This is a genomic window from Aeromonas sp. S15(2024), from assembly GCF_041402265.1.
In the GTDB taxonomy this organism is placed as follows: domain Bacteria; phylum Pseudomonadota; class Gammaproteobacteria; order Enterobacterales; family Aeromonadaceae; genus Aeromonas; species Aeromonas dhakensis.
Genome location: NZ_JBGLQY010000012.1, coordinates 18212 through 32883, shown reverse-complemented (window position 1 = coordinate 32883; position 14672 = coordinate 18212). Strand labels below are relative to the sequence as shown.

Here is a 14672-nt window from a genome sequence, read left to right as displayed (position 1 = left end):
TGCAGTAAAACCTGACAGAGAGGGAGAAGGGTTGACAGGGACCGTGCGGTAGCCTTGCCCATTTTCTCCCATCCGCTTCTTTTCTATTCATTTTCCCTTGGATTTCCCTATGAAAGTCAGCGTATTGGTGCCCGTCTACAATCTGGCGCGCTTCATCGAACCCTGCCTGCTCAGCCTGCTCGAGCAGCAGACGGATTTCGAGTTCGAGGTGATCGCCATCGATGACGGCTCGAGTGATGACTCCTGGTCCATCATGCAGCGGCTGGCAAGGCAGTGGCCGGCCCTGCGGGCCCTGCAAAACGAACAGAACATGGGGCTGGCCAGAACCCAGAAGCGGCTGCTTGGCGAAGCAAAAGGGGCCTACCTTGCCTATGTGGATGGCGACGACCTGGCCTTGCCGGGCAAGCTGCAGCGTCAGGCTGACTATCTGGACGTGCACCCCGACTGCATGCTTTGCTATCACGAGGCGGAGATGTTTGATGATGAGACCGATGCGCGCATCAAGCTCTTCACCCGTGATTACTACAATGCCCGTTACCTCGAACCCGTGATGACGCGGGAGGCGCTGATCCGCTTCGGGGTCTTCGTCAATGCCAGCTCCATCATGTTCCGCCGCTATGACGGCATGGCCGATGCCATCGATGAGGGGTGCAAGATCATTCTCGATTATCCCTGGCACATCCTGAATCTCTCCCTCAATCCGGGCACCCTGGATTTCATCCCCGAGCTGCTGGGGCGTTATCGCTTCCATACCCAGAGCTTCGGCGGGCAGACCCGCAAATCCGCAGAGCGGCGTGAGCAGTCGCTGCGCGACCTGCTGCGCGCCTGTGACAATGCCGCTGCATTCGGTGCAGACCCAGTGGTCATTGCCCAGGGGCGTGCCCATCACTACTACTCTGCCGCGCTCTACTTTTTGCTGCAGGATGATGTCGCCCGCTTTACTCAGCTCATCGAGCAGTCGGCGGCAGAGGTTGCGGAGCTGGCCCCTGGCTGGTTCTTCGACGAGCGCCATCAACTGGCGTGGGCGCAGCGAGCCCATCCTGCCCGGGTCGTACAACAACTGTTTGGAGAAGCGGCGTGAGTTATCAGGCAATCGTCATTGGCGCCGGGCTGTCTGGTGCCGTCATGGCTGAACGCATGGCCAGCCAGCTTGGCTGGAAGGTGCTGGTGCTGGAACAGCGCGATCACATCGGGGGCAACTGTTTCGACGAGTATGACAAACATGGCGTGCTGATCCATCGCTATGGGCCGCACCTCTTCCATACCGACAGCAAGGAGGTGTGGGATTACCTGTCGCAGTTTACCGAGTGGTTGCCTTACGAGCATCGCGTGCTGTCACGTATCGACGGGCAGTTGGTGCCTATCCCGTTCAACCTGACCAGCATCGAGCGCTGTTTCCCCGCCGACAAGGCCGGCGCCATGATTGAGGCCCTGCGCACCCGGTTCGGGGATAACGCCAGAGTACCGATTCTCGAACTGCGCAAGGAGCAGGATCCCCTGCTGGGCGAACTGGCGGATTTCATCTATCAGAAGGCCTTCGTCAACTACACCAGCAAACAGTGGGGGGTACCGCCCGAGCAGATCTCCCCCGAGGTGACGGCGCGGGTACCCGTGGTGGTCAGTCGGGATGATCGCTACTTTACCGACTCCTGGCAGGCGGTGCCGGCCGCAGGCTATACCGCCATGTTTGAGCGCATGCTCGCGCACCCGCTGATTGAAGTGAGGCTGTCGACCCCCATGGCACAGCACGTCAGGCTGGATTGGCAGCAGAAGCAGGTGCTGCTGGATGGTGAGCCATTTGACGGCCCCTTGATCTATACCGGGATGCTGGATCATCTGCTGCCGGCAGAGGGGAATTATCTGCCATATCGCTCACTGCGTTTTGAGCATCGCCATCTGGCGCAGGAACAATTTCAACCGGTCACCACCGTCAATTATCCGAATGAAGAAGCCTTCACGCGGATCACCGAGTTCAAGCATTTCAGCGGGCAGGTACATCCCGGTACCAGCATTGTTTACGAATATCCCTGTGACTATAAGCCGGAACAGGGGCTCGAGCCCTACTACCCGCTATTTACCGATGCAGCCAAACAGCATTACCAAGCGTGCCGTGATGAATTGACCAATTTCCCACAGCTGATCGCCCTAGGACGCCTTGCCGAGTATCGCTATTTTGATATGGATGATGCGGTTATAAATGCACTAAAGATGTCTATCACTTATAAAAATTAACTCTAATCAACACTGGATTCTGTTTATTCCAAAGTTGGAGACATATAGCACATGAGTATTAAATACTGCTTATTTCCATTTTCCTCTGTGGAAAAAAATGCAAAAGTAGCAATTTATGGCGCTGGCGATATATATAGAGATATTATCAGTCAACTAGATGCTGAAAAATATTGCAATGTATTATGGGTAATAGATGAGAAATTTTCTCATCAAGAACAGAAAGATATTGACTGTAATGTAACTCGCTCTTATATGTCTCCTGACAAAATGAAATGGGATGAACCTGACTATATTGTTGTCGCTTCATTAGCATTTTCCATTGAGATTATGCAGAGATTGATTGATTATGGTGTCGACAAAAATAAGATCGTCACTATTGATAGTTCAAACATGCTATCTGTTTCATTTGAAAATATATGTAAAACCCCTGCTTCTGTCGACTGGAAAAGCTACTATATAGAAGCAGAAAAGCGTGCAAATATACAATTTGAAGAAATAATAAATCCTATTTTATTGAGATATAAAGATATAATAGATTATTCAAGTGTCATGGATTTTGCTTGTGGCGAGGGTCGTATTGCCAAATTTTTTAGTCCACTATCAGGCAAGTTATATATTGTAGATTCAAGTCACACTGCAATTGACTTTTGTAAGGAAAAATTTGCTACATCCTCTCATGTTATGCCACTCTGTAACGCATCTGGTCCTATTCCAGTTGAAGCTAATGCAATTAACTTCATATATAGTTGGGATGCAATGGTTCATTTTACTTATAAAGACATTGACTATTATTTATCAGAGTTTTCCAGAGTGCTAGCAGAAGGAGGGTTAATATTTGTACATCACTCTAATTTGGCAGCTAAGCAACAGGAAATGGTAGTGTTTGAACAATGGAACTTTAATTATGGTGGAAGAAGTAATCTTATCTCAGAAGATATAGTGAGAATTGCCCATCACTATGGTCTTAAAGTGTTGGAGCAAAAGGTTATTAATTGGGGTGGGCTTGATCTTGATTGTATTTCAATAATACTAAAGCCAACTAAAAAACTAGGGTGACATTATATGAATAATGAACCATTAGTTTCAGTCATTATGTCGGTTTATAACTGTGGTGACTATATTGAGGAAGCTGTAGCGAGTATATTGACTCAGTCATATAGAAATTTAGAGATAATAATCATTGATGATGGTTCTGATGACTGTACATGTGATGTAATTAATCGAATGGCCATTGTAGATCCTCGTATTAATTTTCATCAGCGTAAGCGAAAAGGGATTGCTAGCAATCTTAATGATGCCTTAACCATGGCCAAGGGGGAATTTATAGCGAGGATGGATGGTGATGATATTTCAACAACGGATAGAATCACTAGACAGATGGATTTTCTCAAAGCACATCCTGAAGTTGATATTGTGGGATGCTGGTTACAGCTATTTGGTTTACGTGATGAAGTATGGCATTATAGAGCAGAAGATAATTTTATAAAAAATGCTGTCCTATTGTTTAGTAATGGTGTTGGGCATAATGCGATATTAGTGCGATCTAGTGTTTATAGACAGTTTCGTTATGACATTGACTATACAGATGTTGAAGATACAGAGCTATGGACACGCATGTTTACTAGTCATCCTGAAGTACGTTTTGCAAATATCCGTGATGTGTTGGTACTATATCGGATTCATAAGCATCAATCTTCAATTTTACGTAAAGCTAGACAACGAGATCTGTATCGACGAATAATTAGTAAATATCTGGATAGATTGGGTGTTTCAGTGATAGAGCAAGACATGGATGCACATGAATTGATGATTGATCAACCAACAAATTTATCAAATGAGCAACTGCATCGGTTAGCTGATTGGCTTAATTTTCTCTCTACCCATAAAACACTGTCTGATGATTTTGGTGTATTAGCAGAACGTTGGCACCATTTATGTCGAAAGAATAATGTAAACATGGGTATCTATACACGTTATCATGCAGACTTTGATATTTGCTGGTTACCTCGAATATCTACTTGATGTAAACAATATGGATGGTAGTGTGATTTATGCAATAAAATTGAGGTGTTATGAAACTGAAAATTATTGGGCGAGAAAGAATTGAATCTCTGGCCATTGCCGCACTACCTTCATCTGGATATTTGTTAGCGGGATTGGGAAATTATAGTCGGCTTATCCTACAACGTTTGCAAGAGCAGCAAGTTCCGCTGCCTCTTGCATTAATTGATACTATGGAAAGTGGGTGTGTCGAAAAATTTGGTCTCCCTGTTATTAGTATGATGCAGGCCAGTCAGCAAGACTTAAGTATAATCATCGGTTCTTCACCTTATGATTATGAGCAAGAGCTGATCATTAAGTTAAAACTTAAAGGATGCTTCAAGCTTATAGCTCTAGAGCCAGAGGAAATTCTGGTTCCATTAGCTGATCCTTGTAGAGGCTTGCCAATAGAATGCAATAATTGGCCGGTAGTTTTACTAGTTTGCATGTTGGATCTTCATGTTAAAAAATTATCTAGTCTCATTAGTTGGCTATCTCAACGGCATATTAGATGTCATATTGTTCGACCATATGATATTAGAGCAATAACAGAGATTAAACCATCACGCTTACTGGGTGCCATCATTTGGAATGGTGTTCCCGTCTATTATGAAGGTATAAAGCAGTATCTTCAGGGACACAACAAGCCAATTATTTATGCTGAGTTGGGATTTTTTCCTCAGCGAGACTATGTTTATCTGGACCGTCGGGGGGTTAATTTGGCGCGCGAGATAGAGTTGCAAGCGAGCCAGAAGGAATCGGCAGAGCAAGAGTTAGTTCAATTACGTGAGGGACTTCTTAAAGGGAGATCTTGGATTCCTGGTGAGGCAATCTTAGTTCCCCTACAGATTGCCACTGATACTAATGTTCATCTTTACTCTGATTATGGGGATAATATACAAAAATTTATTGATGATGTGATAAGAGATTATGGAAATGAACGCTTGATGTTCAAACCCCATCCGCTTGACCCATCGAAGGATATTTATGATTTTCATGGTTATGAGGTTGTTGATGGTGATTTTATGACGCTCGCTTTATCTAGTAAACTTATTTGTGGGATCAACTCAAGCACCTTATTTGAAGCGCGTTTAGTTGGAATACCTGTGCATTTTTATGGCCATTCATTGTTAAACTGTAATGAGAATGAGTATATGACACTGTTAGCAATGGTAAATAACCAATTCAGGGTTGATGGGGCAGACATTGAGAATAAAATTGGTAAATTTATGAGGCATTTTGGACTGTGATGGTCCACATTTTAGACGATATTGTATGGCGTGGTGTAAAACATACATAAATATTAACCAATATAATATTGAGGTTTGCCATGATTGATTGTAATAATTTAAATAAAGTCCATCTCAAACCATTAAGAGCGGAGTTTAATGGTTTGGTTGAGCATGGGACTGCAGGTCAAGCCATGCAAAAATTATTAGATGACTATGTATTTGAAAGTGTATTGGATTTGGGCGCTGGTGAAGGGCTCCACTCAAATATACTATCAGCACATGGAAAAAAAGTTACTGCAGTCGACTTAGGTGGCTCAATTTATTCAAAGCGTGCTTCACCGGACTTTGAGGTAATTAATGGAAATTTTATGGATTTATCATTTGATAAAGCCTTTGATTGTATATGGTGTTCCCATGTTCTTGAGCACCAATTAAATGTTAATCAATTCCTTCTTAATATTAATAGTCACTTGATTGAGGGGGGGGTATTAGCGATAACTGTCCCCCCCATGAAGAATGAAATTGTAGGAGGGCATGTTTCTATATGGAATGCAGGGCTATTAATATATAATCTTGTTATGGCTGGGTTTGATTGCCGACGGGCCGCAATATTGCGCTATTCATACAATATCTCCTGTATCATAGAGAAACGGAGCATTGTTTTACCAAAAGATTTGAATTACGACTATGGTGACATTGAGAAGTTATCAATGTACTTACCTCAAGGATTGGCTGAAGGTTTCAATGGCGATATTTATGAGTTAAACTGGTATAAATGAAATGGCTCAATTTCTATAATATACTGAATGCGCATTCCGTCTAGGTTGAACAGTGACTCCAGAGTCTACGAACATCCTTTCCGGAAAGGACACTGAAGTGGAATGATCGAGCAGATATTGAGCTTTAAGGATAGGTATTTTTCGGCTCACCAAATAAGTCAGCATCCAAGCGCAGTAATCTATGGGAGTTTGTTCTTGACCCTTCATTCAATACTAGAACACGAGTTCTTAGCATTCCGAGATCGGTGTATATGCAAGCCGGAGTCAGCGTTCATTTTAAATCGGAATATGTCGTTGAGAGATTAATCTTGAAGTAGGCCATCATCTTGATGGTTTACCATCGCGGATCCCCCAGCCTTGCAACACCTGTAGTTCCTATTTCCCCGGTTAACCTTTTGCTCGTGTAGTGTGGCCCAAAAGGAGCTTGTGGCGCTACATGCCTTCACCTCGTTTAATGCCCAGCTAACAGCATACCGTTGTTGCCTCCATTACTAGGCCGACACTGTTCAGCTAGGCTGTGTTCTCAAAATGCTAGTTTTCTGTCTGTCCACCAATAGTTCCCGCAAGTAACGAAGGCAGAAAGCCAGCTTGATAAAAGCGGCAAAACCTCCCGCCAGCTTTTCATACCTCGTTGAGAATCGGCGAAACTTCTTCAGCCATCCGAAGCACCGCTCGACCACATTTCGCCTTCGATAACGAGCTTTATCTAATACCAGTGGACGCCCCTTATGATACCATGTAGTGGTCTAATCATCCCGGACACCATTTTAGGTGGTATAGTCGCCACCCAGACCTGAGGTGTTCAATGACAAGATTACATCGCTCATTTACTGCCCAATTCAAATTCGAAGCCGCATCCCTAGTGCTCGACCAGGGATATTCTGTCCCCGAGGCAAGCCGTTCTCTGGATGTCGATGAAACCGTACTTCGCCCCTGGGTTCAGCAACTACAATCCGAACGAACTGGCACCACCCCCAGTCGGCAAAGTACTGACTCCGGAGCAGCAACAAATTCAGGAGCCTGAAGTCAGAATGGCTCCGGGCTATGGGATATATGAGCTTGCGGGAAGCGAAACGGGATATCAGTTATTACCTGATGGATTACTACAACTGGCGGCGACCACATCAACATAATGATGGGATATCGCCAGCAGAGGCCGAGAAGTGACTTCACTCCTAGCATAAATAGTTGTAGGTAAAGATAGACGAGTATCACTGGTGCAGCCGGCCCCGTTAGTGTTAAAAATATTACCTACATAATTTATTATAATCATATAAATATGCTGCGCATCCACTTTTGTTAAATGGGATGGCATTTTTTTAATAAAAAATGACCATCATCATGCTCTTCCTCGTCACGATAAAAAGCTGCGTGTAAGAGTTTGAAGTTATTTTGGTGTGAGAAATATGCTGTAGCCCCATAAAAATGGTCAATAATATGCGCGCCATAGTGTTGCTCTCTTGCAAAGGCGTTTGAAACTATTAAATAACCATCCTCTGTTAACAATGAATGGATATTTTTTAGTACTTGTGGTAATGGTTCCAAAATATACCAGAGAAGTTGATTTAGAATAATGATGTCGTAAGTGTCATGGGGGAGAACTGTTGGTATCAAGTTGCTGATATCTGCCTGAGTAAAACTTAAAGTATTAAATTTCTCACGAGCGGATTTTATAGCTGTCTCACTAATATCTACCCCATAAACATGACTTTCAGTGAAGTTTTCAGCAATCATCGCAGTAACATAACCAAGACCACAGCCAACTTCCATAATATGGTCTTTTTTGTCAATTTTTGATATTATCGATATCAATCTTTCTCGTGAAAGCTCATAATATCCTCTCATTGATGATGATGCCGATTGTCCCCAAGGATCACTTTCCGAGCGATAATACCCATCAAAATCTCCGACAAAGATTAATCTATTCTCAGGGTTTCTTTTAAAAATAAAATCGCCAGACTTGCTCATTATTAGTCTCTATTATTGATGAAATTTACGATGGACTTATATTTAAAGGATTTAGACAACAACGAATGAGGATTGGTTATTGTGAGTGTTATTTCCTTTTTGTCTAATATACATTCTTTTATTAAGGTTAGATATGCAACTATATCGAGACGATTTTGTCGACCTTTAATAGTATTATCTGTTGTGGCGTGAGGCTTTAATAAGTTTCTATCCCATTGTCCTATAGCATAGTCATCGTTTACCGCTTTGATTGCGGATGAATATTTTTTATTATTTGAAGGTTTGTCCCAAAAGTACGCACTATGGTTTAAATCTACACCAACAAAGGCTATTTCTTTGTAGCCTTGTCTTACTGCAAAATTTAATGCACAGTCAAGAGTGGAGCAATAATGAATCAGAGGTGATGAATTTGAAGATGGTAAATAATAATGTTCTAGATATTGTTTTAAAACATGATTGTCGCTAGTTAACATAGTAGTTGGTGAATATAAATTCACTCTATTTCTATCGGATTTTAAAACTCGCCCGCTGTTAATTAAATGTCTAATTTGCATAAATATGGGTTCAGTTCTAAGAGGGTCACCTAATAGATGGTCATGTATACAATTAAATGCTTCATTTGAACCGCCAAGTTCTATGAAATGAGCCGTGGGAATAAAATCATGAAAATAGAAATAATTTATACCTATACTATCATGTTGTTTTATCATGTTCCATTCATCATCAGATACGTCGTTGATACTGGTACCACAACCAAGAATGAATATCTTTGATGATTTTCTTTGCCATTTAATGTTGCTAACAGCGGTGCCGTTGATATATCTAGCCTCATTCAGAAACTTTCTAGCTAGGTATCGATCCCATAATATTGCAAAGACATCAGATTCACTATCTCTTGTATAAATAAACTTTATTTTTGCATATATCTTTATCAATTTAAACAGAATGGGTGCGTATAACCGGTAAGCTGCTGTCTTAAACCTTAACTTATACATGCTGTGTCTCTATACATTTTTTGAGTGCATCTACGATCTTATCACTCAATTCTCTTATAATTTGCTCATTGTGACAAAATCCAGTAAAAACAATTCCATTAGTCGGCCATAAGACATTTAACTGCATCATATGATCACGAAATATTTTTTGGAATTCATAATTTAACTCTAAAGAATCTCGCTGTGCTCTATTTTTTATTGGTTGGTCAGTAAAATATAATCTATTAATTGATGCAAATCCTGAAAGTCGACAGGGAATGTTTAATGAGATAAGTTTTTTGTTAGTTTCTGATCGAAAGGTTGCTGCTAGTGTATCTATCACTGCATAATCTTTTTGTTTCAGAATATTTATTACGGTACTGGCAACTTTAGCCATCAATGGGTTTGCTGAAAAGGTTCCTCCGGATAGCATTTTCTTGTATTGATCTCTAAATGTCATCCGAGATACAGAGTCAGTGAAGGCGACGAGTCCAACTGGTAGGCCTCCCCCTAGAATTTTACCGTATGTAACAATATCGGGGGTTAAACCCCATGTACCAGTTGCGCCAGATATACCAATTCTAAATCCTGAAATTATTTCATCATAAATTATTAGGATTCCATTCTCTTTGCAAAGTTGTTCTAATCTTCTTAAAAATGGAATAATGTCATCTCGTGGATTAGAACCTTGAATAGGTTCTATACATATTGCTGCTAATGTACTTTTGTTTTTTTCAATAATATCAAATGCCATGCTATCGTTGTATGGTAAAAGAATACTGTGTTGTAAAACAGAGTCAGGGATGCCACTCGGTAGACGATGATCATTCAGGCTGAACCGACCACCATCATCGCGTAAGGTCCACTCGTTCATTCCATGCCAACCACCCTGAAAACTAGCTATTTTATCTTTTCCTGTAGCGGCTCTTGCATATCTGAGTGCTCTCTGGGTTGCTTCACTTCCGCTATTACAAAAAACGAAGTTATTTAACAATGGGGGTAATACTTCAGCCAGCTGTTCAGACAAATGTTTTATTTGAGTATTATTATTGAGGAATATAACTCCCTGTTCCGCTTGTTCACATAACGCACTAACTATTTCATTGTGACTATGTCCCAATATATGGCAGCCAGCAGCTAAGCCTGCATCAAGGATAGACTGACCATTTTCTTTAATAAGGAAAGCTCCTTTACCAGCAACATACTTAGTTTCATTTTCAGTATAGCCAGGATTATGAATCGTATATGAAGCCATCCATCTTCACCTTTTTTTGGCAATGGCAAAAACATTGCCAGCAGTTTTTGTTTTCACTAGGAAATCTGCGAATGAATCAGAGAACTCCTGCCTATTTAAGTGATGCCCTAAATATAATCCAATATTGTCATTGAAGATTTTGGATATGTTAAGTTGTTTTTTTATATAAGAAACATCAAGTGTACCATTTAATGTGTGAGTCTCAATCAGATCAAATCCTGTCTGTTCAAGTAGTATTTTAATGGATGTTGGGTTGAATAGGTTAATATGACCCGGTGGCAAAATTTGAACATGCTGGTCCTCAGCAGTAAGCCATTCAAAGCTATGTGTATTCGGTGTCGAGAAAAACCAATATCCATCTTTTTTTAATAATGAGTTAATTTTTTTAGAAACCAAGAGTGGATCTGTGACATGTTCTAGTGTATCCCACATAGTAATAGCGTCAAAATGGGACTGCAATTCAAGGTCCTCTACCATGCAAGGATATAACTCTATATCTGGAATGCTGTCTTTTAATGTAGAACATGCAGACTTAGACGGATCACATGAAAATAGTTTATATGAGTTTGGTTGTCTATTGAGTGCAGTGAGGAATATTCCAATCGCACTACCTACATCAAGAAGGTTACCAGAAGGTACAAATTCTTTTATAATATCAATTCTTTCTTCGAATATAGGAATGCGATCTTCAAAGGATTCCATGAAAAACTCATTTTCGAAATCCTTCATTTCACTATTATAAAAGTATTCTAATTGAGATTTACTTGGCATTGGATTACAAAAGATCTGTTCACAATGACTACAGCGAGACAGATGAAAACCATATTTCTCGGTGAAATATTTAATTTTATCATTATGGCATATAGGGCAATAATTTGATTTAATTGAACTATTACCTATTTTTAGTGCTTCACTACAAGCTCTAGTCATCATTTCTTGTAGTAGCTGTTGTTTCTTAGTGGTATGGATTCTGTCAAAAGTAATTCTTTTGTTCATTTTAGTACCCGATTCCAAGATATAACGTGGTTATGACCATGTAGAGTTCCATCAGTATTACATTTATTACAGGGAGTGCAGGTTCGTTTACCATTAATCAATTTCTTTCTATATAAATCGAGAGCCTTGCTATTCCATATATCAATAAGGCGTTGTTGTGATGCATTTCCAAACTTTATTTTTTTATTCCAATCTTGCATGCAAAGCATAACATCACCATTCCAATCAATAGTTAATGAATATGCAGTATAATAACAGGGATGAGTTGGATCGGGTACGGTCTGCTCTCCCACACTTACCGTTCCAGCTCGGTTTGTCAACTTAAGACCAAAGCTATCTTCTTTATTGTGCCAGCGATCTCTGAGAATGTACTTTTCTTCACTTAAACCAACAGAGATAAACATACTCTTGAACTTTTCAACTTGTTCAGGACCGTCATACATACTCACGACAAAATAATCCAGTCCAGCATCAGATAGTTTTTTTATTTTCTCCGGTTTCAAAAAATCCCCATTGGTTACCATTTCTAATCTGATGCTTTTAGGAAAAGATGAAATTATTTCTTCTAGATTTGGACATTGCATTGGCTCTGAATATCCTGAAAACACTACAACACCAGTATAGTTGAGGGTCTCAAGCTGGCGCCCAATATTTTTAGCCAATTCTATACTCATGTGTATGTTTTGATTTGGGTATTGATCTGGATCGAAACGTGGGCAAAAAATACATTTTCTATTGCAGAGCTCAGTTATGTTTATATCAATCCAACTAAATAAAGGGCGTTCTTCAACGATCTGAACAACGTCAATATAGCTTGATTTTCTTCTTAGATTTTCTTTAATAGATTCATTTAGCATATGTTATTTCCATAATAATGAATTTATCGCTGATATAACCACATCTAGTTCCGAGTCATCCAGTGATGGGAAAATAGGAATAGTTATGCACCTCGTATAAAATTCGGATGCTGTGATAAGTGGATGACATTTCTCTTTGTAGTATGGCTGAAAGTATATAGGAATGTAATGAACATTAGCCCCAATGCCACAATGGTTTAGATGATGGAAGACTATCTTCTTGCTTTTCTTATTGACAATAATGACCATAAGGTGTCTGGCCGACTCTCTGTCATGAAATCGACTCAAGAATGAAACATGTGTCTTCTCTATTATCTCTTGATATCTATCTTCAATTTCTTTTCGTTTTTTTAAAAACAAATCCAGTTTCATTATCTGGCTCAGCCCCAGTGCAGCCTGGATGTCGGTCATCCGGTAGTTGAAACCCAGCATCTGCTGCTCGTAGTACCAGGGGCCGTCCGGTTCGTTGATGAAGTCTTCCGGTTCGCGGGTGATGCCGTGGCTGCGTAGCATGCGCATGGTTTTGGCAAGCACAGGGTCATTGGTCATTGCCATGCCGCCTTCGCCGGTGGTGATGATCTTCACCGGGTGGAAGCTGAAGACGGTGATGTCGCTGTAACGGCCGTTGCCGGTGGGCTCGTCGTGATAACGGGCGCCGAGGGCGTGGCAGGCATCCTCGATGATCCGAAAACCGTACTCCTGACCCAGGCGATGTATCTCCTGCATGTCGCAGGGCAGGCCCGCGAAGTGTACCGGGATGACTACCTTGGGTAGACATCCTTGAGCCTTGGCGGCTACCAGCTTGCGCTCCAGCTCGATGGCACACATGTTGCCGGTATCGGGCTCGATGTCGACGAAGTCGACCTGGGCTCCGCAATAGAGAGCGCAGTTGGCCGAGGCGACAAAGCTGATGGGGGAGGTCCAGACCCAGTCACCCGGGCCGACACCCAGAGCCAGACAGGCGATATGCAGGGCGGCCGTACCTGAGTTGACCGCCACCCCGAAGCGGGCTCCGCAGTAATCCGCCACTGCCTGCTCGAAGCGGGGCACCACAGGCCCCTGGGTCAGAAAATCTGACCTCAATACTTCGACCACGGCTTCGATATCCGCTTCGCTGATCGACTGTCTGCCGTACGGGATCATTCCATTACCACCTTGCTGTTCAACTCTTTCAGCTGTTCCACCGTCAGGAAGTCATCGTTGTCACGGGAGTTGTACTCGAATCCCTGGGCTACCATGGTTCCCTTTTCACCTGAGGCGGTGACGGAGAAGTCGTTGTTGCGGTTGTTGAAGTTGATGGTCGGCCCGATGATGAAGAAGTCGTCGAACTCGAAGGTGTGGTAGGAGTCGTCACACGGGCACATCACTTCATGCAGTTTCTCACCCGGGCGGATGCCGATGATCTCCTGCTCCAGCTGAGGGGCCATGGCGGTAGCCAGGTCGGTGATCCGCACCGAGGGCAGCTTGGGCACGAAAATCTCACCCCCCTTCATGCGCGGGAAGTTGTTCATCACGAAGTCCACCCCCTGCTGCAGGGTGATCCAGAAGCGGGTCATCTCGGCGTGGGTGATGGGGAGGGTGGTGGCGCCCTGATCGATCCGTTTCTGGAAGAAGGGCACGACCGAGCCGCGCGATCCCACCACGTTGCCGTAGCGGACCACCGCAAAGCGGGTCGGATCCTGACCGGCGATGTTGTTGGCGGCGACAAACAGCTTGTCGGAGGCCAGCTTGGTGGCGCCGTACAGGTTGATGGGGTTGGCGGCCTTGTCGGTGGAGAGGGCGATCACCTTCTTGACCTGATTGAGCAGGGCGGCCTGGATGACGTTCTCGGCCCCGTGGATATTGGTCTTGATGCACTCCATGGGGTTGTATTCGGCGGCCGGCACCTGCTTGAGCGCCGCCGCATGCACCACATAGTCGACCCCGCGCATCGCCATGGTGAGCCGGTTGGCATCCCGCACATCACCGATAAAGTAGCGCATGCAGGGGGCGTTGAAGACCTGCTGCATCTCGAACTGTTTCAGCTCGTCGCGGGAGTAGATGATCAGCCGTTTCGGCTTGTAGCATTCCAGCACTGTCTTGACCAGCATCTTGCCAAACGAGCCAGTGCCGCCGGTAATCAATAGGGTTTTATTGTCGAACATGACGGATTCTCGCTAGTGATGCCAAGTGACAAGCAATTTATGTGCCTTGGGCCAGTTTAGCCGAAAAGGGGCGGAAGCGGCCTTGTATGATGCCAGTTTTATTCCACTCTGAGTGAACTAACTAGATGATTCATAGAGAAATCCAACCCAGTTCAAACAACTTTATGCGATCTCGGGGGCTTTAACAAAAAGCGG

14 protein-coding genes and 2 pseudogenes are annotated in these 14672 nt (G+C 43.1%); 8 read left to right on the top strand and 8 right to left on the bottom strand.

Going from position 1 to position 14672, the window contains the following annotated elements; all coding sequences use genetic code 11:
* Nucleotides 1-97: 97 nt before the first annotated feature.
* From ACB033_RS19175 to ACB033_RS19150, 6 genes are all read left to right on the top strand, one after another.
* The gene (locus ACB033_RS19175) at nt 98-1081 is read left to right on the top strand and encodes a glycosyltransferase family A protein (protein ID WP_139726352.1); all 984 of its coding nucleotides are present in this window, start codon (nt 98-100) and stop codon (nt 1079-1081) included.
* Nucleotides 1078-2232: a UDP-galactopyranose mutase gene (gene glf, locus ACB033_RS19170; protein ID WP_139726351.1), complete on the top strand. Its 1155-nt coding sequence runs from the start codon at nt 1078-1080 to the stop codon at nt 2230-2232. Before ACB033_RS19175 ends, glf begins: the two co-directional genes overlap by 4 nt.
* A gap of 51 nt (nt 2233-2283) precedes the next feature.
* On the top strand, nt 2284-3288 hold the full coding sequence (locus ACB033_RS19165) for a class I SAM-dependent methyltransferase (protein ID WP_139431093.1): 1005 nt from the start codon (nt 2284-2286) through the stop codon (nt 3286-3288).
* A gap of 6 nt (nt 3289-3294) precedes the next feature.
* Nucleotides 3295-4254: a glycosyltransferase gene (locus tag ACB033_RS19160; protein ID WP_139431092.1), complete on the top strand. Its 960-nt coding sequence runs from the start codon at nt 3295-3297 to the stop codon at nt 4252-4254.
* Nucleotides 4255-4304: 50 nt separating this feature from the next.
* Nucleotides 4305-5522 carry a hypothetical protein gene (locus ACB033_RS19155; RefSeq protein ID WP_139726350.1) on the top strand — a complete coding sequence of 406 codons (1218 nt, stop codon included), beginning with the start codon at nt 4305-4307 and terminating at the stop codon, nt 5520-5522.
* 80 nt (nt 5523-5602) lie between these two features.
* Nucleotides 5603-6283, top strand: coding sequence for a bifunctional 2-polyprenyl-6-hydroxyphenol methylase/3-demethylubiquinol 3-O-methyltransferase UbiG (locus ACB033_RS19150; RefSeq protein WP_139431090.1), 681 nt, complete (start codon nt 5603-5605; stop codon nt 6281-6283).
* A gap of 506 nt (nt 6284-6789) precedes the next feature.
* Here the strand turns inward: ACB033_RS19150 and ACB033_RS19145 are convergent.
* Nucleotides 6790-7017: pseudogene (locus ACB033_RS19145) on the bottom strand (transposase); the annotation flags it as partial.
* A 71-nt stretch (nt 7018-7088) separates the two neighbouring features.
* Between ACB033_RS19145 and ACB033_RS19140 the strand changes: the two are divergent.
* Nucleotides 7089-7317: pseudogene (locus ACB033_RS19140) on the top strand (transposase); the annotation flags it as partial.
* 10 nt (nt 7318-7327) lie between these two features.
* Nucleotides 7328-7450: a hypothetical protein gene (locus tag ACB033_RS19135; protein WP_139431089.1), complete on the top strand. Its 123-nt coding sequence runs from the start codon at nt 7328-7330 to the stop codon at nt 7448-7450.
* A 132-nt stretch (nt 7451-7582) separates the two neighbouring features.
* Here the strand turns inward: ACB033_RS19135 and ACB033_RS19130 are convergent, their stop codons facing one another.
* Genes ACB033_RS19130 through pseB form a run of 7 tightly spaced genes read right to left on the bottom strand, consistent with a single transcriptional unit; the run spans nt 7583 to nt 14477 of the window.
* A complete protein-coding gene (locus ACB033_RS19130; RefSeq protein ID WP_139431088.1) occupies nt 7583-8251 on the bottom strand; it encodes a trans-aconitate 2-methyltransferase in 669 nt (222 codons plus the stop codon).
* A gap of 2 nt (nt 8252-8253) precedes the next feature.
* Nucleotides 8254-9246: a hypothetical protein gene (locus ACB033_RS19125; RefSeq protein ID WP_139431087.1), complete on the bottom strand. Its 993-nt coding sequence runs from the start codon at nt 9244-9246 to the stop codon at nt 8254-8256.
* A complete protein-coding gene (locus ACB033_RS19120; RefSeq protein ID WP_139726349.1) occupies nt 9239-10480 on the bottom strand; it encodes an aminotransferase class III-fold pyridoxal phosphate-dependent enzyme in 1242 nt (413 codons plus the stop codon). Before ACB033_RS19120 ends, ACB033_RS19125 begins: the two co-directional genes overlap by 8 nt.
* A gap of 6 nt (nt 10481-10486) precedes the next feature.
* A complete protein-coding gene (locus ACB033_RS19115) occupies nt 10487-11476 on the bottom strand; it encodes a class I SAM-dependent methyltransferase (RefSeq protein ID WP_139431085.1) in 990 nt (329 codons plus the stop codon).
* Complete coding sequence (locus ACB033_RS19110; RefSeq protein ID WP_139431084.1) at nt 11473-12333, bottom strand: radical SAM/SPASM domain-containing protein; 861 nt, start codon at nt 12331-12333, stop codon at nt 11473-11475. The genes ACB033_RS19115 and ACB033_RS19110 overlap by 4 nt, the downstream gene beginning before the upstream one ends.
* A 3-nt stretch (nt 12334-12336) precedes the next feature.
* Nucleotides 12337-13476: a UDP-4-amino-4,6-dideoxy-N-acetyl-beta-L-altrosamine transaminase gene (pseC, locus tag ACB033_RS19105; RefSeq protein WP_371140681.1), complete on the bottom strand. Its 1140-nt coding sequence runs from the start codon at nt 13474-13476 to the stop codon at nt 12337-12339.
* Entirely contained in the window at nt 13473-14477 is a 1005-nt protein-coding gene (gene pseB, locus ACB033_RS19100) for a UDP-N-acetylglucosamine 4,6-dehydratase (inverting) (protein WP_371140680.1), read from the bottom strand. Before pseB ends, pseC begins: the two co-directional genes overlap by 4 nt.
* Nucleotides 14478-14672: the final 195 nt, after the last annotated feature.